The sequence below is a fragment of the Streptomyces sp. SCUT-3 genome (assembly GCF_014083985.1).
Lineage (GTDB): Bacteria > Actinomycetota > Actinomycetes > Streptomycetales > Streptomycetaceae > Streptomyces_H > Streptomyces_H thermolineatus.
On the sequence record NZ_CP046907.1, the window covers coordinates 3,702,242 to 3,722,289 of the forward strand.

General features: G+C 74.2%; 16 protein-coding genes. 11 read left to right on the plus strand and 5 right to left on the minus strand.

Annotated features, from left to right (window positions below):
• Positions 1–102 precede the first annotated feature (102 nt).
• The gene (locus GQS52_RS16470; protein ID WP_182314151.1) at positions 103–1,209 is read left to right on the plus strand and encodes an XRE family transcriptional regulator; all 1,107 of its coding nucleotides are present in this window, start codon (positions 103–105) and stop codon (positions 1,207–1,209) included.
• A complete protein-coding gene (locus GQS52_RS16475; RefSeq protein WP_182314152.1) occupies positions 1,206–1,763 on the plus strand; it encodes a hypothetical protein in 558 nt (185 codons plus the stop codon). Before GQS52_RS16470 ends, GQS52_RS16475 begins: the two co-directional genes overlap by 4 nt.
• 102 nt (positions 1,764–1,865) lie before the next feature.
• On the opposite strand, the gene GQS52_RS16480 is transcribed toward GQS52_RS16475, so the two are convergent.
• Both GQS52_RS16480 and GQS52_RS16485 read right to left on the minus strand, forming a co-directional pair.
• Complete coding sequence (locus GQS52_RS16480; protein WP_182314153.1) at positions 1,866–2,372, minus strand: SUKH-3 domain-containing protein; 507 nt, start codon at positions 2,370–2,372, stop codon at positions 1,866–1,868.
• The gene (locus tag GQS52_RS16485; RefSeq protein ID WP_259370820.1) at positions 2,369–2,914 is read right to left on the minus strand and encodes a YwqJ-related putative deaminase; all 546 of its coding nucleotides are present in this window, start codon (positions 2,912–2,914) and stop codon (positions 2,369–2,371) included. The genes GQS52_RS16480 and GQS52_RS16485 overlap by 4 nt, the downstream gene beginning before the upstream one ends.
• Positions 2,915–3,227: 313 nt before the next feature.
• Here GQS52_RS16485 and GQS52_RS16490 point away from each other — a divergent pair, with 313 nt between their 5' ends.
• The 3 genes from GQS52_RS16490 to GQS52_RS16500 all read left to right on the plus strand — a co-directional run bounded on the left by GQS52_RS16490 (position 3,228) and on the right by GQS52_RS16500 (position 8,196).
• The gene (locus tag GQS52_RS16490; protein WP_182314154.1) at positions 3,228–4,214 is read left to right on the plus strand and encodes an SMI1/KNR4 family protein; all 987 of its coding nucleotides are present in this window, start codon (positions 3,228–3,230) and stop codon (positions 4,212–4,214) included.
• A 5-nt stretch (positions 4,215–4,219) separates the two neighbouring features.
• Positions 4,220–6,928, plus strand: a complete 2,709-nt coding sequence (locus GQS52_RS16495) for an SUKH-4 family immunity protein (protein ID WP_182314155.1) — start codon at positions 4,220–4,222, stop codon at positions 6,926–6,928.
• A 380-nt stretch (positions 6,929–7,308) separates the two neighbouring features.
• Positions 7,309–8,196, plus strand: a complete 888-nt coding sequence (locus GQS52_RS16500) for a cellulose-binding protein (protein WP_182314156.1) — start codon at positions 7,309–7,311, stop codon at positions 8,194–8,196.
• Positions 8,197–8,350: 154 nt separating this feature from the next.
• Here GQS52_RS16500 and GQS52_RS16505 read toward each other — a convergent pair whose 3' ends face one another.
• A complete protein-coding gene (locus GQS52_RS16505) occupies positions 8,351–10,195 on the minus strand; it encodes an MFS transporter (protein WP_259370821.1) in 1,845 nt (614 codons plus the stop codon).
• A 317-nt stretch (positions 10,196–10,512) separates the two neighbouring features.
• Here GQS52_RS16505 and mfd point away from each other — a divergent pair, with 317 nt between their 5' ends.
• Positions 10,513–14,079: a transcription-repair coupling factor gene (gene mfd, locus GQS52_RS16510; RefSeq protein ID WP_182314157.1), complete on the plus strand. Its 3,567-nt coding sequence runs from the start codon at positions 10,513–10,515 to the stop codon at positions 14,077–14,079.
• 205 nt (positions 14,080–14,284) lie between these two features.
• Here the strand turns inward: mfd and GQS52_RS16515 are convergent, their stop codons facing one another.
• Together GQS52_RS16515 and GQS52_RS16520 are read right to left on the minus strand one after the other, a co-directional pair.
• Entirely contained in the window at positions 14,285–14,503 is a 219-nt protein-coding gene (locus GQS52_RS16515; RefSeq protein ID WP_182314158.1) for a DUF397 domain-containing protein, read from the minus strand.
• Complete coding sequence (locus GQS52_RS16520) at positions 14,500–14,901, minus strand: DUF5753 domain-containing protein (protein ID WP_220472771.1); 402 nt, start codon at positions 14,899–14,901, stop codon at positions 14,500–14,502. Before GQS52_RS16520 ends, GQS52_RS16515 begins: the two co-directional genes overlap by 4 nt.
• 453 nt (positions 14,902–15,354) lie before the next feature.
• On the opposite strand from GQS52_RS16520, the gene GQS52_RS16525 reads away from it, so the two are divergent.
• From GQS52_RS16525 to GQS52_RS16545, 5 genes are all read left to right on the plus strand, one after another.
• Positions 15,355–15,873, plus strand: a complete 519-nt coding sequence (locus GQS52_RS16525) for a toxin-antitoxin system HicB family antitoxin (RefSeq protein WP_182314160.1) — start codon at positions 15,355–15,357, stop codon at positions 15,871–15,873.
• A gap of 109 nt (positions 15,874–15,982) precedes the next feature.
• Entirely contained in the window at positions 15,983–16,825 is an 843-nt protein-coding gene (locus GQS52_RS16530; protein WP_182314161.1) for a DUF4097 family beta strand repeat-containing protein, read from the plus strand.
• A gap of 74 nt (positions 16,826–16,899) precedes the next feature.
• Positions 16,900–17,904 carry an ATP-binding cassette domain-containing protein gene (locus tag GQS52_RS16535; protein ID WP_182314162.1) on the plus strand — a complete coding sequence of 335 codons (1,005 nt, stop codon included), beginning with the start codon at positions 16,900–16,902 and terminating at the stop codon, positions 17,902–17,904.
• The gene (locus tag GQS52_RS16540; protein ID WP_182314163.1) at positions 17,901–18,692 is read left to right on the plus strand and encodes an ABC transporter permease; all 792 of its coding nucleotides are present in this window, start codon (positions 17,901–17,903) and stop codon (positions 18,690–18,692) included. Before GQS52_RS16535 ends, GQS52_RS16540 begins: the two co-directional genes overlap by 4 nt.
• A 415-nt stretch (positions 18,693–19,107) precedes the next feature.
• Positions 19,108–19,959 (plus strand): hypothetical protein, encoded by an 852-nt coding sequence (locus GQS52_RS16545; RefSeq protein ID WP_182314164.1) that lies wholly within the window; start codon positions 19,108–19,110, stop codon positions 19,957–19,959.
• The last annotated feature ends 89 nt before the right edge of the window (positions 19,960–20,048 follow it).

Consider the following 20,048-nt stretch of genomic DNA (forward strand, 5'->3'; position numbering starts at 1 on the left):
GCCCGCGTCGCCCCGACGGAGCGCCGCACACCCCGTGGCCCGACGGCTCCGGCTGGGTGTTCCACACGGCGCGGAACTCCGAGGTGTGCGAAACTCGCACACATGGAGACCGTGCAGAGCTGGGCCGAGATCGGTGAGCGGATCGCCGAGGTTCGGGAGGCCGCAGGACTGAGTCAGGGAGGGCTGGCCGCGCGCATGGGCCTCGACCGCACCGCGCTGGTGCGCATGGAGGCGGGCGACCGGCGCGTCACGGCTCTGGAGCTCTTCCGCCTTGCGGAAATACTGGGAGTCCCCCCTGCTCATTTCATGTCACGGCCTCCCGCCGCCCTCGTCTCGCGGCGCAGCGCGCTCGAGACGGACGCGGATGTGCCGTCGCGTGACCGGTACAGACTGGACGCCAGGCTGGAAGAGCACGCGCGCAACGCCCAGTGGCTGGTCGGAAACGGCTTTCTCCTACCGCCGCCACCGGATTCCCGGGCCGGTCGCGGGGCCGGGACGGAGGACCCCGTCTCCATGGCGCAGGCTGCCCGATCCGCAGCCGAGGTTTCCGCCGGGCCGCTCGGGGCGCTCGGGGGCGTGCTCGAGCGGCTGGGCCTGTATCTGACGGTGGTCGACGAGCCCGCGGAAGGTGCTTCCCTCCTGCTGGACGGGTACGGCGTCGCCGTCATCAGCGGCCGGGTTCCGCCGGGGCGCCGCCGCTGGACCGCGGTGCACGAGCTGGGCCACCACCTCCTGCAGGACGAGTACCACAGCGATGCCGGGGTCGCGGCGAGCCGGGACGAACGAGAGCAGCGCATCGACCGGTTCGTCGAGGAATTCCTGCTGCCGGAGGCGGCCTTCCGCCGATCGTGGGACGAGGCCGTCCGAAGCGCCGGGGCACCGCGTGCGGCACTCGTCGGTATTGCCGCCTCCTACCGGGTCTCGTGGTCCGCGACCGTGGCACGCGCCCGTCGGCTGGGCCTCGTCGGCGACACGGACGCCCGGCGTCTCAAGGCGGACACCCCCACCAGGGGCGACTTCCTGGCGTTGTGCGGCAGCGAACCGGAACCCGACCTCGCTCCGGGGACGACGGGCCCGCAGTGGCGCCGCGCCGCGCTCTCCGCGTGGAGCACGGGAGCAATCACGGCGCCCCGTGTCGTTGAACTGCTCTACGGGGCCATCACGGAGGACGACCTTCCCGGTCAGGACCTGGCGGAGTGCCTGCCGTGACCACGGACACCGAAGCGACGGTCCCGCAGGGGCAGACCCTGGTCTGGGACACTTCACCGCTCCTCCATGCCGCCAGGGCGGACAAGGTCGACATTCTGGCCGACATCGCGGCCCAGTGGCGCGGAGTGCCGCGGCGGCACGTCACGACGGCCGCCGTCCTGGACGAGATCGAGCACCACCGACTGCCCGTGGCCGGACTGGACTGGCTGGAAGTGGTGCACGTCGACGGTCTGGACGAACTCACCGCACTCGTCGAGTGGATGGCCCGGGTCTCCGGACAGAAGTCGAACCAGGGTGAGGCGACCGTCCTGGCGTGGGCCGAGGTCCACGGTGCGGTGGCCGTCGTCGACGACCTCGACGCGCGACGCGCGGCACGCAAGGCGGGCCTGGAGGTGTGGGGTGCGTTACGGGTCGTCGCCGAGTCGGTCAAGGACGGGCGGACGACCGAGTACGCCGCAACGGTTTTCGTGGACGCCCTCATCGACACCGGCGCGCGTTACCCGTGTCCGCGCGGCGGCTTCGTGGCGTGGGCCAAGCAGAACTCCCTTCTCTGACCTGCGCGGCCGCACAGCGACCGCGCCCGACGCACGGCCCGGGCGCCGCCCGGGCCGTGCCGGGTCGGCCGGGGCGTGCCGGGTCGGCCGGGCCGTGCAGGGTCAGCCGGGGGTGAGGCGGGTGGGGCGGAGGCCGGTGAGGAGGGTGCACAGGGCGCGGTCGAGGGTGGGGCCCAGGTACCAGTCGCCGGCGTGGTCGAGGACGTGGACCCGGCCGTGGGCGTCGACCGCCAGCAGTCCGCGGCCGCCCTCCTCCTCACCGAGCGGGGCCACCTGGGTGCCCAGGGCCCGGCCGAGGTCGGACAGGGTGCGGGCCGAGTGCAGCCCGCGCATCGGGTCGACGGTGAAAGGGGTGCGCGCCACCTCCTTGCCCGGCCCCTCGGAGCCGATGTCCAGGCCGCCGAACTCCGCCCACGCCTCGACCGCGGCGGGGAAGACGGCGTGCCGGTGGCCGCCGGGGGAGACGTGGGCGCGCAGCGTGTCCGCCCACACCTCGGCCTGCCGGATGTCCCACCGGCCCGGCAGCCAGCCCGCCTCGCGCAGCGCGACGTCGACGGAGACGGGGAAGCGCGTGGTGTCCGTCCGTGCGGACGGCGGCGCGGCGTTCACCGGGCCTCCCGGTCCGGGTCGACGGCGCGCACGCCGAAGTGCGCCAGCAGCGGGGTGCAGGAGCGGCACGGCGGCGCGTACGCGCCGTGCTCGGGGTCGCCGTCCTCGCGGATCCGCCGGGCAGTCAGCTTGGCGTGCTTGAGGGCTTTCCTGGCCTCGCCGTGGCTCATCGGCCTGCGTGACGCCCGCTTGCTGCGCCTGCCGTCGACGACCAGGAGGAACTGCGACAGCAGCACGGCCTCCGGGCAGCGCCCGGTCCACCGCTCGCGCTGCCCGGGCGGGAGAGCGGCGAGGAAGTCGTCGACCAGCGGGTGCAGGCGCGGGGGCGTCTCGGCCTTGGTGCCGGCGCAGGTCGTCGTCTCGCCGCGCACCGACAGGGCGGCGGCCACTGCGGGCAGGATGCCGTCGCGCCGGTGCAGCAGCACCGGCGCGGTGCCCGGCCCCTCGCCGGGGCCGGGCGGCCCGGGCCGGGGGCCGGGGCCCGCGCCCTGTGCCGGTACCGCGGCCGCCACCCGGGGCGTCGTCCTGTCTGTGCTGTGCACGTGCCGTCCTTCCGCGCTTCCCCCGTTGCCCGTCAAGCCTGCCAAACGATCACGACGGCACGGAAGGCGGGTGAGCGCAACTGCACCTCAAGTGCGACAGAGTCGACCATTCGGCCGAATCAGTGTCGATTGTCGGACCGGTGTTTCCCGGCCCCCCGGGGGACCCTCCGCGTACTCCCGGCGGGTGACGGGGCACATGACGGGGCGCGGGCGGGACCGCCCCCGCCCGCACCCCATAGGCTGTTCGGCGCTCACTCCTCGCCCACCGACGGGCAGGAGGTGCCCAACCAACAGCCAGCAGGGGGCAACCGCAATGACGACAGGTCGGCCCGGCGCGCCGGTCGATGTCGGCGAACCGCCGAACGCGGCGTACGCCGGACAGGTCGTGTACTTCCCGGACCCGGTCCGCTCCGCGCGCCACCCCGACGGTGTGCAGGTCGACGAGGACGGATACCCGGACTTCACCCCGTACGCGCGGGCCGCCGCGGAGGTGGCCGCACCGCCGGACGGTTTCGGCATCGACGAACTGCGGCTGACCGACTACGTGTCGGCGAACGCCGCGTGCGCGCGGGACGGGAACCGGCTGTGGGCCGGCCTGCCCGCCGTCGCCACCCCGCACGGGTGGACCTGGCACCACGTCGCCGGCACGCGCCGCATGGAACTGATCCCCTGCGAGGTGAAGAGCCTGCTGCGCCACCACGCGGGGCTCGCCACCTCCGCCGCCGACCACGGCAAGCGCGGCACCCGGCCGCTGCAGGAGACCCGGCCCGTCCACTTCCGGCTGTCCGGGGAACCGGTCGCGGTCACCGAGGAGCAGGTGTGCGCGGTCGAGGAGAGCCTCGGCCACCGCCTGCCCGGCGCGTACCGCACCTTCCTGAAGGCGGCGGGCGGCCGGGCGCCGGCCGGGGTCGCCCTCGACCCCGGGCTGGGCCTGCTGCTGGACCAGCCGTTCTTCACCGTGCGCCGCGAACCGGCCGTCGACGACCTCGTCTACGCCAACAAGTGCCTGCGCGACCACCTCACCAAGGACTACCTCGGCGTCTGCCACGTCCAGGGCGGGCTGCTGGCCCTCAAGGTCAAGGGCCGGGACACCGGCACCGTCTGGTTCTGCCCCCACGACGACGCCCGCGACCGGGACGGCATGCCGCTGCAGGAGCGGATGGAAGCCCTGCTGCTGCCGTGCGGCGCCGACTTCGACGAGTTCCTGCTGCGGCTCACGGGCAACCCGCCCGAGCTGGACACGGTGGCGAACCTGATGGTGGACGGCGGTTTCGCCCGCTCCGTCCCGACGGGAGTGTGAAGCCCATGGTCACCTTCGAGCAGGCGCGGGAACGCGCCGAGCAGTGGGTCAACGGCGGTGTGCCCGAGCACCTGCGCCGCGAGGTCCGGGTGCAGGAGTTCGAACTCGGCTTCGTGGCCTGGGCCGTGGACCGCGAGGACGGCCACACCACCGGCGACGGCCGGACGCGCATGGTCGTCGCCCGCGAGGACGGGCAGGCCACGCTGTGGCCCGGACTCGAGGTCGACGAGGTGGTCCGGCGGTTCGAGGAGCAGTACCGGACCGGCACCGCGCCCGCCCCGGCCCCCGAGCCCCCCCGCACGACGAACCTCGAGGCGACGTCGTTCCTGCTCAGCCCGCCGCAGTGGCTCCAGGACGCGGCGGACGCCATGGGCATCCCCGACCGGCGCGGCGACTCCGCCGCCGGCGGCCCCGCCCCTGCGGGCGACCCCGCGGCGCCGTCCGCACCGGTGGCCCCGCCCGCGCCGGTGACGCCCTCCGCGCCGGTGACGCCCTCCGCGCCGGTGACGCCCTCCGCCCCCGTGACGCCCTCCGCGCCGGTTGCGCCGCCCGCTCCCGTGGCACCGGAACCGGTGAGCCCCACGCCGTGGGCGGGCACCGACACCAACACCCCCGGCGACGACACCGGATCGGTCACCCCGCCGGCCACGGTCCTCGCCCCGCAGCTCCCGGAATCCGGCGACGCCGGCGGCCGGCCGCCGCAGGGAGCGGACTCCGAGGCCAGGACCCAGCTGATGCAGGGCGGTTCCACGCCGCCCCCGCCGTCCCCCGACGCCCGCGTCTCCGGCCCGGCCGCCCCTCCGCCGCCCCCCGGCTACACCCCGCCGGGCGGTGTCGCGTACCCCGGCCCGCAGGGCTTCGACGTTCCGCAGCAGGGAACCCCGGCCGCCGGCGTGCCGACGCCCCCCGGGCCCCCCGGGAACCCCGGCCCGCAGACCTCTCCGGAAGCAGGTGCGACCGGCCCCGGCACCGGTCCCGGCCCCGGCGCACCCGGTGGCGGGTACATCCCGACCCAGCTCGTCTCCCAGCTCTCCCACGAGGACCTGCAGTCCGGCGGCTCCTCCGGCGGCCCCGGCCCCGGTCGTCCCCCGTCGCCTCCGCAGGGTCCTCCGCCTCCTCCGTCGCAGGGGACGCCGCCCGGGGGTACGCCGGGGGCCCAGGCGGGTGCGCCGACGATGCTGGCGCGTCCGCCCGCGGGTCCGTCCGGGCCGGGGGTGCCGCCTCCGCCGCCCCCGCCGCCGGGCGTGCCCGGCCAGGGAACGCCCCCTGCGGGCGTGCCGGCCCCGCCCCCGCCTCCGCAGGGTCCTCCGCCTCCTCCGTCGCAGGGGACGCCGCCCGGGGGTACGCCGGGGGCCCAGGCGGGTGCGCCGACGATGCTGGCGCGTCCGCCCGCGGGTCCGTCCGGGCCGGGGGTGCCGCCTCCGCCGCCCCCGCCGCCGGGCGTGCCCGGCCAGGGAACGCCCCCTGCCGGCGTGCCAACGCCGCCCCCGCCGCACCCGGGCATGCCCGCAGGCCCGGGCGCCGGTCCCGGCATGCCGCCGTCCGGTACGGGCGGCGGCGGGTACGCCTTCCCGCAGGGCGGCCCCGGGCCTGCCCCCGGCATGCCGTTCCCGCACGCCCCGCACGCCGGTGGGCCGGTGCCTCAGCCGCCTCCGCCCCCGCCCCCGCACCAGCAGCCGGGCCACGGCTTCCAGCCGGGTCCGCACGTGCCACCCGGGCAGCAGGGCCTGCCCACGGTGGGCCCGGGGTACATGGCGGTGCTGAGCTACCGCGGCCCCGACGGGTCGGAGCAGCAGCTCATCCGCCGCTCCGCGCCGGGCACCCCGCACCCGGAGTGGCAGATGATGCACGAGCTGCGCGCGATGAACGTGCCGCCGCACGCCGTGCTGGAGCTGTACACGGAACTGGAGTCGTGCGACCTGCCGGGTGGCTACTGCACGCGCATGGTCAAGGAGACCTGGCCGTCCGTCAGGATCAACTACTCCTCGCCCTACGGCCGCGACCACGCCTCCCGGCGCCAGGGCATGGAGAACCTCCTGGAGCACCTGGGCGAGCTGCACCAGATCGCGGGCGGCCCGCTGCACCCGAGGCCGCAGCGGGTGCCGCTGCCCGAACCGCACCAGGTGCAGCGCGCGCAGCCCGTCCCGCCGGAGGGCATCGCGCACGAGCTGGCCCAGGCGTTCGGCCCGCAGGGGGTGTTCCGCTTCGACCAGCAGGCGGTGTCCCGCCAGGGTGTGCCGGAGATCGTCGCCCGGACCCTGGTGTGGGCGGGACTTCCGGTGGACGTCGCGCCGTTCTTCTGGGCGCAGGCGCGCCCCGGCCACCCGGTGCCCACGCTCGCCGAGCTGGCGCAGGAGCGCGGGGTGCGCCCCGGGCCCGACGCGGGCTCGTACCTGGTGATGGGCAACGACTACGGCCGCCAGCTATGCGTGCAGTACGGAACGGCGGCGATCCTGGCCGTGCCCCTGGAGGGCGAGCCGGACGGCCGGCCGGGCAGCCCGCAGTTCGTCAACAGCAGCCTGCCCGAGTTCGCCCGCTGCCTGGCCCTGCTGGGCCGCATGTGGCGGCTGCGGCTGGGCCTGACGCCGGAACAGGCGGGGCGCTGGACGGTGGACTTCCAGGCCCAGCTCGCCGCGCTCGACCCGGCGGCGCTCTCCTCGCCGGAGAACTGGTGGGCGGTGCTGCTCGAGCAGATGTGGGACGGGCTGCTGTAGCCGGACGGACCGTCCGGCCGGGCCGTCGGGCACCCGTCCGGCGGCCCGGTCCGGCCCGGCGCGGACCCGGTCCGGCCCGGCGCGGACCCGGTCCGGGGGAGTCGGCCCCGCGGCCGAATTCGATGGTCGGCCCCGTGTGCGGCACGATGGTCCCTGCGGGCCGCTGTTCCCCAACTGTCGCCCCGCAAACGGAATGTGGGATTCCCCACAGTGTCGCGGCGCCATGACCGGGTATGGGAGGGCGTGACCTGTCGCCCTCCGGGCCGCAGCGTGGTGCCGGACATGCGGAAGCCCCGTCCCGGAGCAGGTCCCGGATGCAACCGGGGGCCCGGGTGCGAGGGCGCGACAGGTGTGCAGGGCGCAACGACAAGGGGCACGGCATGAGTGGTACGACCGTCTCGTCCCACGGTTTCGACATCGGGCGAGGCCGCGGGTACAGCATGGAGCAGGTGGACCGGTATCTCGCCGAGCTGTCCGCGGAACGCGACGCCTCGTGGGCGCGGGCCGGCGAGCTGACCGTGGTGCTCGGCGAGATGGAGGGCGACCTCGGCCGTCTGAGGGCGCGGGTCGAGGCCGTCGGCCCGCAGACCTACGAGAGCCTGAGCAGCCGGGCCGGGAGCCTGCTGGCCGTGGTCGAGGAGGAGGCCGGAGCCGTGCGCGAGCAGGCGCGGGCCGACGGCGACGAGGAGGTCCGGGCGGCACAGCGCGCCGGCGAGGAACTCCAGGAGCAGGCGCGCGAGGAGGGCCGGCAGCGGCGCGAGGCGGCCGAGGAGGAGGCCGCCGGCATCATCGGCCGGGCGCAGGAGCAGGCCGACGGGCTGCTCGACGAGGCGCGCCGGGAGGCCGACCGGGTCCGGGGCGAGGCCGAGAGCACGATGGAGGAGACCCGCCGGAACGCGGCGCGCACGGTGCGCGAGCAGGAGGAGAACCACCGCCGCCGCAAGGAGGAGGCCGACCGCGGGATCGCGGCCCGCGAGGCCAAGGTCACCGCCGCGGTGGAGGAGACCGACTCCCGGGCCGACCGGACGCTCGCCGAGACCAGGGCGTACCTGGCGGACACGGAGGAGCAGGCCCGCCACCGGCAGGAGGACGCGGAGGCGCAGGCCGACGAACTCCTCGCCCAGGCGCGGCTGAAGGCGGACCGGACCACCCGCGAGAGCGAGCGCGAGCAGCGCGAGCACGACGAGCGGTGCGAGGAGATCAACATGCACCTGGCCCACGTGCGCACCAGCCTCGCCGCGCTGACGGGCAGGGTCGTGGAGGTCTGACCCGCAGCCCCGAGGTCCGCCGCCCCGGGGCCCGCAGCCCCGGGCCGTGTCCGTGACGGAACGCGTCCGCGGCGGGCCGGATCCGGAACCAGGACCGGGCCCGGCTCAGGCTCCGGCTCCGGAGGGGCCGAGGGGCTCGGGGCGCCGGGGCGGTTCAGCCCCGGGGCTCCCGGTGCCCCCGACGCTCCCGGTGCCCCCGACGCTCCCGGTGTTCCGGGCTCCCGGGGGTGCCGGAGCGGCCCGGGGCGCCGCTGCCGTCCCCCGTGCCGCCGTCGGCGTTCCCGGGGCCCGGTACGTCCGCAGGGCCCGGTACGTCCCCGGCGTCCGGCGTCTCCCCGGCGGCCGGTACCTCACCGGTGTCCGGCAGCTCCCCGGCGTCCGGTGCCTCCTCGGTGCTCCGGGGGTCCGGGGGGTGCGGGGCGAAGCGGCGGGGGGTGACGAACAGCAGCACCAGCACCGCCGTGACGCAGGCCGCCATGGTGCCCAGGTAGACGGCGTGGGTGGCGGACGCCAGGGTCCGGTGCAGGTAGTCGGCCGCTTCGCCGGTCAGGCCCGCACCGCCGCCCAGACCGTCGCCGATGTCGTCGATGCGTTCCGGCAGCACGCCCCGCAGTTCCCGGGGGGCGTCCGCGATGCCGGCGGCCAGCACCGCGTTGGAGATCGCGCCGAGCACCGCGGCGCCCACGCTCTGCCCCAGGTTGCGGGAGAACACCACGGCGCCGGTCACCGTGCCGCGCTCCCACTTGCCCACCACCGACTGGGCGCCGACGACCAGCGTCGGCGAGAGGAGCCCCAGCCCCAGGCCGAGCAGGAACGTCGCGCAGACGAGGGGCCACACCGCGGGCCGCGGGGGCAGGACCAGCACCCAGGCCGCCGCCGCGCAGGCCGTCAGCGCGCCGATCAGCGCCGTGTCGCGGAAGCCGATCCGCAGGTACAGCCGGTTGCACAGGGCGGCGGCCAGCGGCCATCCCATCGTCATGGTCGCGACCACGAAACCCGCCGCGATCGGCCCGAGGTCCAGCACCTCCTGGGCGTAGACCGGCAGGAAGGCCATGGGGCCGATCATGATGACGCCGATGCACAGCTGGGTGATGCTCGATCCGGCCAGTGCCCGGCGGGTCCACAGCCACATCGGCATCACCGGGTCCGCGGCCCGCCGCTCGACCACGACCACCGCCACCACCCCGACGGCCGCCGCCGCGAACAGCGCCAGGCCCGGCCCGGACAGCCAGGGCCAGACCACCCCGCCCTGGATCAGGGCCAGGATCAGTGCGAAACCGGTGCACAGCATCAGCAGCGCGCCCGCCCAGTCCACCCGGACCCGCCCCTCCCGGCGGCCCCGTCCTTCCCGCCCGTCCTGCCCGCCCTGCCCGGCCTGGGGCCGCCGGGGCTCGTGCAGCTCCCGCACGAGCAGCCACAGGGCGACCGCGCCGACCGGCAGGTTCGCCAGGAAGATCCACCGCCAGGAGAGGTAGTCGGCGAAGAAGCCGCCCATCAGCGGCCCGGTCACCGCCGCGGCACCCCAGACCGTGGAGAAGGCGGCCTGGATGCGGCCGCGCTCCTCCACCGGGTACAGGTCGGCGGAGACGGTCAGCACGGTCGCCTGGATCGCGCCCGCGCCGAGCCCCTGGACGGCCCGGAAGGCGATCAGGCTCGGCATGTCCCACGCCGCCGCGCACAGCGCCGAGCCGGCGAGGAAGACCGCGACGCCGCCCAGCAGCACCGGTCTGCGCCCCACGGTGTCGGCGAGCTTGCCGTACACGGGGATGGTCACGGTCTGGGCCAGCAGGTAGGCCGAGAAGACCCAGGCGAACGCGGTGTAGCCGCCGAGGTCGCCGACGATCTGCGGGACGGCGGTCGCCACGATCGTGGTGTCCATGGCGGCCAGGGCCATGGTCAGCATGAGCGCCGCGACGATGCGCCCCCTGCGCAGCGGCGGGTGGTCGTGCGCCGCCCGTGCAAGGGCGCTTTCCGACGAGGACTCCACTGCCCGGCCCACCGGTCTCCTCCCGCCGCGCATACATGTATCCCCCACCTTGTCACCCGCGCCTCTCGCGGGCGACCCCCCGTGGGCGACCCCCTCACGTGCGGCCCCGTGGGCGGCTCCTCGCCCCGCCGTGTCCGGGGCCGGAGCCGCGCCCTGCCCGGCTTCGCGCCCCGTGCCGGGTGGCCGCCCGGGATGCGGCGTAGGCTGGGAGCACCCCGCCCCGCCTCGCGCTGCGGGTGTTTTGTGTTGTGCCGTGTTCGCGTCTCGCGTTCCGCGTCCGTGGCGTTCCGCGTCCGTCGCGTTCGCTCTCACCCAGGGGACTTGGCTGAATGAGTCTGACCGGTCTGCTCGACATCGTCGTCCGGGACGAGGCCCTCGCCGAGGCGGTGAAGGCCGCCGCCGACGGGAACCGCCCGCACCTGGACCTGGTCGGCCCGCCGGCCGCCCGCCCGTTCGCGGTCGCCGCGATCGCCCGCGGGCTGGCCGCGCGTGCCTCCGGCGGCGTCGGCCGCCCCGTCCTCGCCGTGACCGCCACCGGCCGCGAGGCCGAGGACCTGGCCGCGGCGCTGGGCTCCCTCCTGCCGCCGGACTCGGTGGTGGAGTTCCCCGCCTGGGAGACCCTGCCGCACGAGCGGCTCTCGCCCCGGTCGGACACCGTCGGCCGCCGCCTCGCCGTGCTGCGCCGCCTGGTGCACCCGCTGGCCGACGACCCGTCGGCCGGTCCGGTGCAGGTGATCGTGGCGCCGGTGCGGTCGGTGCTCCAGCCGCAGGTCAAGGGCCTGGGCGACCTGGTGCCGGTCTCCCTGCGCACCGGGCAGAGCGCCGACCTGCGGGAGGTCACGGAGGCCCTGGCCGCGGCCGCCTACGCCCGCGTGGAGCTGGTCGAGAAGCGCGGCGAGTTCGCGGTCCGCGGCGGCATCCTGGACGTCTTCCCGCCCACCGAGGAGCACCCCCTCCGGGTGGAGTTCTGGGGCGACGACGTCGAGGAGATCCGCTACTTCAAGGTCGCCGACCAGCGGTCGCTGGAGGTGGCCGAGCACGGCCTGTGGGCGCCGCCGTGCCGCGAGCTGCTGCTCACCGACGACGTCCGCGCCCGCGCCGCGGAGCTCGCCGCCGAGCACCCCGAGCTGATCGACATCCTCGGGAAGATCGCCGAGGGCATCGCAGTGGAGGGCATGGAGTCCCTCGCCCCGGTGCTGGTCGACGACATGGAGCTGCTGCTGGACGTGCTGCCGGCCGGCTCGGTGGCGGTGGTGTGCGACCCCGAGCGGGTGCGCACCCGCGCCGCCGACCTGGTGGCCACCTCGCAGGAGTTCCTCCAGGCGTCCTGGGCGGCCTCCGCCACCGGCGGCGAGGCCCCGATCGACCTGGGCGCGGCCTCCCTGCGGACCCTGGCCGAGGTGCGCGAGCGCGCCGGGGCGCTGTCCCTGCCGTGGTGGTCGGTCAGCCAGTTCGCGGCCGGAGAGGAGGAGGCCGGAGCGGACGTCCTGCAGCTGTCCATGCGCGCCCCCGAGACCTACCGCGGCGACACCGCCCGCGCCCTCGCCGACGCCAAGGGCTGGACGGCCGACGGCTGGTGCACGGTGTTCGTCACCGAGGGCCACGGCCCGGCCTCCCGCATGGTCGAGGTCCTGGGCAACGAAGGGGTCCCCGCCCGCTTCGACGCCGACCTGGCGACCGCGCCGCAGCCGTCCCTCGTCCACGTCTCCTGCGGCTCGATCGAGCACGGCTTCCTCGACGAGAACCTCAAACTCGCCGTCCTCACCGAGACCGACCTGACCGGCGCCCGCTCGTCCACCAAGGACATGGGCCGGATGCCGTCGCGGCGCCGCAAGACCATCGACCCGCTCACCCTCCGGACCGGCGACTACATCGTGCACGAGCAGCACGGCGTGGGCCGCTACATCGAGATGGTGCAGCGCACCGTGCAGGGCGCCACCCGCGAGTACCTGGTCGTCGAGTACGCCCCCGCCAAGCGCGGCCAGCCCGGCGACCGGCTGTTCGTCCCCACCGACCAGCTGGAGCAGATCACCAAGTACGTCGGCGGCGAGGCCCCCTCCCTGCACCGGCTCGGCGGCGCCGACTGGACGAAGACCAAGGCGCGGGCGAAGAAGGCCGTCAAGGAGATCGCCGCCGACCTGATCAAGCTGTACTCGGCGCGCATGGCCGCCCCCGGCCACGCCTTCGGCCCCGACACCCCCTGGCAGCGCGAGCTCGAGGACGCCTTCCCCTACGCCGAGACCCCCGACCAGCTGTCCACCATCGCCGAGGTGAAGGAGGACATGGAGAAGTCGGTCCCCATGGACCGCCTGATCTGCGGCGACGTCGGCTACGGCAAGACCGAGATCGCGGTGCGCGCCGCCTTCAAGGCCGTCCAGGACGGCAAGCAGGTCGCCGTGCTGGTGCCCACCACGCTGCTGGTCCAGCAGCACTTCTCCACCTTCTCCGAGCGCTACGCGCAGTTCCCCGTCAACGTCCGCGCCCTGTCCCGCTTCCAGAGCGAGACCGAGGCGAAGGCCGTCCTGGAGGGGCTGAAGGACGGCTCGGTCGACCTGGTCATCGGCACCCACCGCCTGTTCTCCTCCGAGACCCGCTTCAAGGACCTGGGCCTGGTCATCGTCGACGAGGAGCAGCGCTTCGGCGTCGAGCACAAGGAGCAGCTGAAGAAGCTGCGGGCCAACGTCGACGTGCTGACCATGTCCGCCACCCCCATCCCGCGCACCCTGGAGATGGCGGTCACCGGCATCCGCGAGATGTCCACGATCACCACCCCGCCGGAGGAGCGGCACCCGGTGCTGACCTTCGTCGGCCCCTACGAGGAGAAGCAGATCGCCGCCGCGATCCGCCGCGAGCTGCTGCGCGAGGGCCAGGTCTTCTACATCCACAACCGGGTGGACTCCATCGACCGGGCCGCGGCCCGGCTGCGCGAGATGGTCCCCGAGGCGCGGATCGCCACCGCCCACGGGCAGATGGGCGAGACCGCCCTGGAGAAGGTCGTCGTCGACTTCTGGGAGAAGCGGTTCGACGTGCTGGTCTCCACCACGATCGTGGAGTCCGGCATCGACATCTCCAACGCCAACACCCTCATCGTCGAGCGCGGCGACAACTTCGGCCTCTCCCAGCTGCACCAGCTGCGCGGCCGGGTCGGCCGCGGACGCGAGCGCGGCTACGCCTACTTCCTGTACCCGCCGGAGAAGCCGCTCACCGAGACCGCGCACGAGCGCCTCGCCACCATCGCCCAGCACACCGAGATGGGCGCGGGCATGTACGTCGCCATGAAGGACCTGGAGATCCGCGGCGCGGGCAACCTCCTCGGCGGCGAGCAGTCCGGCCACATCGTCGGCGTCGGCTTCGACCTGTACGTGCGCATGGTCGGCGAGGCCGTCGCCGACTACCGGGCCTCCCTGGAGGCCGGGGGCGGCGAGCAGGAGGAGGCGCCGCTCGAGGTCAAGATCGAGCTTCCGGTCGACGCGCACGTCCCCCACGACTACGCGCCGGGGGAGCGGCTGCGCCTCCAGGCCTACCGCGCCATCGCCGAGGCGAACTCCGCCGAGGACATCGAGGCCGTGCGCGAGGAACTCGCCGACCGCTACGGCAAGCTCCCCGAGCCGGTGGAGAACCTGCTGCTGGTGGCCGGCCTGCGCCTGCTGGCCCGCAAGGTCGGCGTCACCGACATCACCCTCCAGGGCGCCAACGTGCGCTTCGGCCCGGTGGAACTGCGCGAGTCCCAGGAACTGCGCCTGAAGCGGCTGCACCCGCGGGCGCTGGTCAAGGGCGCCGCCAAGCAGGTCATGGTGCCCCGCCCGACCACCGGCCGGATCGGCGGCAAGCCGGTCGTCGGCCGCGAACTCCTGGCCTGGACGAGCGAGTTCCTCACCACCATCCTCGACACCTGACGGCCCCGCGCCCCGGCCGCCGACGCCCCCGCCGGCGGCCGGTGCGGGGCGAGGTGGGGCGGTGCGGGGCGGTGCGGGTGAACCGTGGCGCCAAACCGCAGGAGAAAACGGACATAGCGTTCGGATTCTCTGCGGTATGGCGCCACGCTTCGCCCGGGGTGGCCGTGGGGCCGGGGCGTGGGCGGGGTGGTTGCCCGGTGCTCGCTCAGGCGGTGAGCGGCTGGGTGGCGGCGAAGCCGACGAAGGCGGCCCACGCCTCGGGCGTGAAGGCGAGCGAGCCGCCTTCGCGGTCCTTGGAGTCGCGCACGTGCACCGTGCCGGGGGCGGCGGCGACCTCGACGCAGTTGCCGCCTTGATCGCCGCTGTGGCTGCTCTTGAACCAGATGAGATCGCCGGAAGCAGTCGTGCTGTGCTGGATGTTCATGAATCTCCTAGCACCTCGTCGATGAAGGACACCGACTCCTCGGGATTGAGAGCCTGCGCGCGGAGTGTGCCATAACGCTGCATCAGCGCGCTCACCTCTTCCCGGTCCGTGACGAGGAAACTGCCGCTCTGCCCCTCCACATAGGCCACATGGTGGCGGTCCGCCGTTTCCAGGAGAACGAGAGGGCCGTTGAGGCCGCCGTGCCTCTCCCGCCACAGCGGCATGACCTGGACGGAGACGTGGCGCATCTCCCGGAACGTTCTCAGTCGCAGCAGCTGCTCCCTCCACACTGTCGTTCCGCCGATGGGGCGGCGCAGAGCCGCCTCGTCGATCACAAAGCTCAGCGTTGGCGCGGGCCTGCGGTTCAGTAGTTCCTGGCGGCCGAGCCGAGCGGCCACCCGTTCCTCGCGTCCGCCGTGCCAACCGTGCCTCCGCCCGCCCGGTCACGGCCCGCGCCGCGTACAGAGGCGTCCGCCGCGCGTACAACCGTCCTGCCGTGCCGGTGCGGTTTGAAGCGTGCCGGGTGACGTGCGGGCGCGGCTGCGGCGAGGACGGACCCGGTGGTGAGGGATGGGCCCGGCCACGTACGGCCACGGGCACGTCCCCGCCGATCATCCGGCACCACGTGACACCGGATGGCGCCGAGTGGTGCCGCTCGGTGCCACTTGGTGTCGTGTGGTGCCATTCGGTGCCACTTCGTGGCTCCACGGGTGCGCGGAGAGGCGTGGCGCTGTGGTGAGACGAGTCTTCTTCTTCGCGTTTTCGCAGGTGAATGGAGGTTTACTGGACTCGCTCCAAGTGAGGTGCCATTTGGGCTTGATGGTGTGCCAACTTGGTGTCATCATGGCGTCATGGATCTCACCCCGTATGTCGACGCCCTCCGCCGCGAACTTGCGGTGGCCGCCGAGGCCGGCGGCGACGAAGCCCGCGAGCTGGCCGAGAGACTCACCGCCCCCCTGGAGTCGGCGACCCGGCTGACCATGCTCAACGTGCTCTCCGCCGCGATGGACGAGATCACCCGTGAACTCGCCCCCGGCTCGGTCGACGTACGGCTGCGCGGGCTCGACCCCGACTTCGTGGTGACGCCGCCGCCCGCCGACGGCGGCGCCTCCGCGGAGCCGGCCGCGCCCGCCGAACCGTTCAGGGCCCCGGCCCCGGCCGACGGCGACGAGGGCGGCACCGCCCGCGTCAACCTGCGTCTGCCGGCCCATCTCAAGGCACGCGCCGAGGAGGCCGCGGCCCGCGAGGGCCTGTCGGTCAACGCGTGGCTGGTGCGCGCCGTGTCGGCCGCGGTCGACGGCGGCGCCCGGCCGCGTACGGCGGAGAGGGCCCGGACCGTCGGGCAGAGCTTCACGGGCTGGGTGCGCTGACCGCGCCCCCGCTCGCACCACTTCACCCGCACCACACACCCGCACCACTTCACCCACGCCGCGTTTCACCGGCGGGGACGTTCCCAAGACCCAGGAGGACGGGACAGCCATGCCTTCTTTCGACACTCCCGAACCGATCTCGGCCACGGTGCACGTGGAGGCCGGGTCCGTCCGGTTCGCCGCGGGCGACCGCCCCGACACCGTCGTCGAGGTGCAGCCCCGCGACCCGAAGCGGGACCAGGACGTACGGGCGGCCGAGCAGACCGAGGTCACGTACGCGGGCGGCGTACTGACCGTCAGGACGCCCAAGCCTAATCTGTTCGGCCGCACCGGCACCGTCGACGTGGAGGTCGAGCTGCCCGCGGGCTCGCGCGTCGACATGACCGGCGCCTGGACCCAGGTGCTCGGCGAGGGCCGGCTGGGGGAGGTCCGTGTGAAGACCTCGTCCGGCGACGTCCGCCTCGACACGACCGGCCCGCTGAGGCTGACCGCGTCGCACGGCTCGATCACCGTGGACCGGGTCGAGGGCGCGGCCGAGATCGCCACCAGCTCCGGCAGCCTGCGCGTCGGCCTCCTCGACGGCCCCGCCGTCCTGAAGAACTCGCACGGCACCACGGTCGTCGGCGCCGCGACCGGCGAGCTGCGGGTGAGCGGCTCCAACGGCGACATCGAGATCCGGCGCGCCGAGGACTCGGTCACCGCCACCACCGCCCACGGCACCCTGCGAGTTGGCGAGGTCGCCTGCGGCACGGTCCGGCTGGAGACCTCCTACGGAGCCATCGAGGTCGGTGTCCGCGAGGGCACGGCCGCCTGGCTCGACGTCAGCTCGGGCGCCGGCCAGGTGCGCAACACCCTCGCCGCGTCCGAGGCCCCGGAGAAGGCCGAGGACACCGTCGAGGTCCGCGCCCGCACCCGTTACGGCAACATCGACATCCGCCGCGCCCAGGCCTGAGTGCCGCGTCCCCGACCGGTCCGTTCTCCATCCACTTCAGCTTTTGAGCGGAGGGCCCCATGCCTTCTTTTGTCATGCCCACATCCAGAAAGGGTGACGGTCGCCCGCCGCAGGCCGCCGTCTCCGCCGTCGGCCTGCGCAAGTCGTACGGGGACAGGACCGTCCTCGACGGCGTCGATCTGCACGTCCCGGCCGGATCCGTGTTCGCGCTGCTCGGACCCAACGGCGCCGGCAAGACCACCACCGTGAAGATCCTGTCCACGCTCGTCACCGCCGACGGCGGGCAGGCCCGGGTCGCCGGCCACGACATCGCCACGTCACCGGACGGGGTGCGTGCCGCGATCGGCGTCACCGGACAGTTCTCCGCCGTCGACGGGCTGATCACCGGCGAGGAGAACATGCTCCTCATGGCGGACCTGCACCACCTGCCCAAACGCGAGGGACGGCGCGTCGCCGCCGAGCTGCTGGAGCGGTTCGACCTCACCGACGCCGCGAAGAAGCCCGCACAGAGCTACTCCGGCGGCATGAAGCGCCGCCTCGACATCGCCATGACCCTCGTCGGCGACCCGCGGATCGTCTTCCTCGACGAGCCGACCACCGGCCTCGACCCCCGCAGCCGCCACACCATGTGGCAGATCGTCCGCGAGCTCGTCGCGGGCGGCGTCACCGTCCTCCTCACCACCCAGTACCTGGAGGAGGCCGACGAACTCGCCGACCGCATCGCCGTGCTCGACGACGGCAGGATCGTCGCCGAGGGCACCGCCGAGGAGCTGAAGCGGCTCGTGCCCGGCGGGCACGTCCGGCTCCGCTTCTCCGACCCGGCCGCGTACCGGAGCGCCGCCTCCGCCCTCCGCGACGCCCTCCCCGACGACGAGTCCCTCGAGCTCCGGATCCCCGGCGACGGCAGCCAGCGCGAGCTGCGCGCCGTCCTCGACCGGCTGGACTCCGCCGGCGTCGAGGCGGACGAGCTGACCGTGCACACCCCCGACCTCGACGACGTGTTCTTCGCCCTGACCGGCAGCACCGGCGTTCCCGACCGGTCCGACCGGTCCAACCAGTCCAAGGAGGATGTCCGGTGAGTTTCTTCTCCCTCGCCGTGCGCGACTCGTCGACGATGCTGCGCCGCAACCTGCTGCACGCGCGGCGCTACCCGTCCCTGACGCTGAACCTACTGCTCACGCCGGTCATGCTGCTGCTGCTCTTCGTCTACGTCTTCGGCGACGTGATGAGCGCCGGCATCGGGGACGGCGACGCCGACCGGTCCGAGTACCTCGCGTACCTCGTCCCGGGCATCCTGATGCTGACCATCGGCGGCACCACGATCGGCAGCGCGGTGTCCGTCGCCACGGACACGACCGAGGGCGTCATCGCCCGCTTCCGCACGATGGCGATCCACCGCGGGGCGGTGCTCACCGGGCACGTCGTCGGCAGCGTGCTGCAGTGCGTGACGAGCGTGGTGCTCGTCGGGGCCGTCGCCGTGGCGATCGGGTTCCGGACCGTGAACGCCACCGTCCTGGAGTGGGTCCTGGCGGTCGGGCTGCTGACGCTCGTCTCCCTGGCGCTCACCTGGATCGCGGTCGGCATGGGCCTGGCCGGCCCGAACGCCGAGGCGGCCAGTAACAACGCCATGCCGCTGATGGTCCTGCCGCTCGTCTCCAGCGCCTTCGTGCCGGTCGACGCGATGCCGGGCTGGTTCCGGCCGTTCGCCGAGTACCAGCCGTTCACTCCGGCCGTCGAGACGCTGCGCGGACTGCTGCTCGGCAGCGGCATCGGCCACAACGGGTGGCTGGCCGTGGCCTGGTGCGTGGGGCTGGCCGTGCTCGGCCACGCCTGGTCCAAGTCGCTGTTCAACCGCGACCCGAAGTAGCGGCCGGCGGCCCACGGGCCGCGCCAGGGCCGGGCCGAGGCCGGGCCGGGGCCGTGTCGCCGACATCGTGGGCCGGTACCTGCTCCGCACTCCCGTTCGTTCGTTCTGCGCATCGAGTACCACCGCGCGCAGAAGCGGGCGCCGCGCGTACAACCTTCCTGCCCTGACGGTGGTCCGACGTGTGCCGGGTGGAGTGTGTTCAGGCCCTGCCCGGCCCCGGGGAGCGTTCGCCGACTGGTCCCGTCGCATCCGCCCGCCTCCCGGGGCACCGGAGACGTCCCCGGTGCCCCGGGAGGCGCGGCACCGTCCGGGAAGGCGTGACACCGTTCGTGCCCGCCTCGCCGCCCGGGACGATCCGCAGTTCCCGCGGCGGGCAGTCGGCCCGCCGCGCAGACGCTCGACCCAGGGGTGGGAATTGATCACTTCGACATCGGCTGCTGCTCCGCAGCGGCACAGGTCCTCGGCCGCGCGGCGCGCTGCCACCGCGGCGGTGGCCGGGGGCATGGCGCTGGTGGGCGTGGGGCTCGCGGCGCCGGCCGCGCACGCGGCCGACAGCGATATCTCGTTCTCGAACGTCGTGTTCAACAACGGCAAACCCGTCGTCGTCGGCATCAGCGCCGAGGTCGAGGCTCCGCTGACGTACACGGTGAAGAGCAGCGTGGCGCTCGACAGCTGGTGGGTCGACGCGTACCGGGGCACCTACGGGACCAACGAGTACAAGCTCGCGGTCTTCACGACCCGGTGGGGCTGCGGCCAGTCCTCCGCGGGCGGCTACACCTTCCACGACTGCGACGAGACGGTGACCGTCGATCCCGACAACATGCCGGGCGGCAACGGCAACAAGCTCGTCAACAGCGACGCCACCGAGTGGAAGACCGTCGCCACGGCCATCAAGAAGGGCGGCGGCTACGACACCGACCTGCTCTCCGCTACGGTCCGCCTCCAGCGCGCCTCGCGCATCCAGAACATGAACGCCTCCCCGGAGCCCGTCGCCAAGGGCAAGCCGATCACCGTCACCGGCACCGTGCAGCGCGCCAACTGGAGTCTGCACCGCTACGACAACTACGGCGACCGCCTGGTGAAGCTGCAGTTCAAGCCCGCCGGCTCCAGCACCTGGACCACGGTCAAGTCGGTGACCGCCAGCAGCACCGGCTACCTGAAGACCACGGTGACCGCCGCCGAGGACGGCACATGGCGCTGGCGCTACAGCGGCAACACCACGACCGGCGCCAGCAACTCCTCCGGCGACTACGTGGACGTGAACTGACCCTCCCGGTGAGGACCCGTCGGCCCTCCCCGAGCGCGCCGAAGCCGAAGCCGACGCCCGCCCGCAGACACGACGCCGGCCTCCACGCC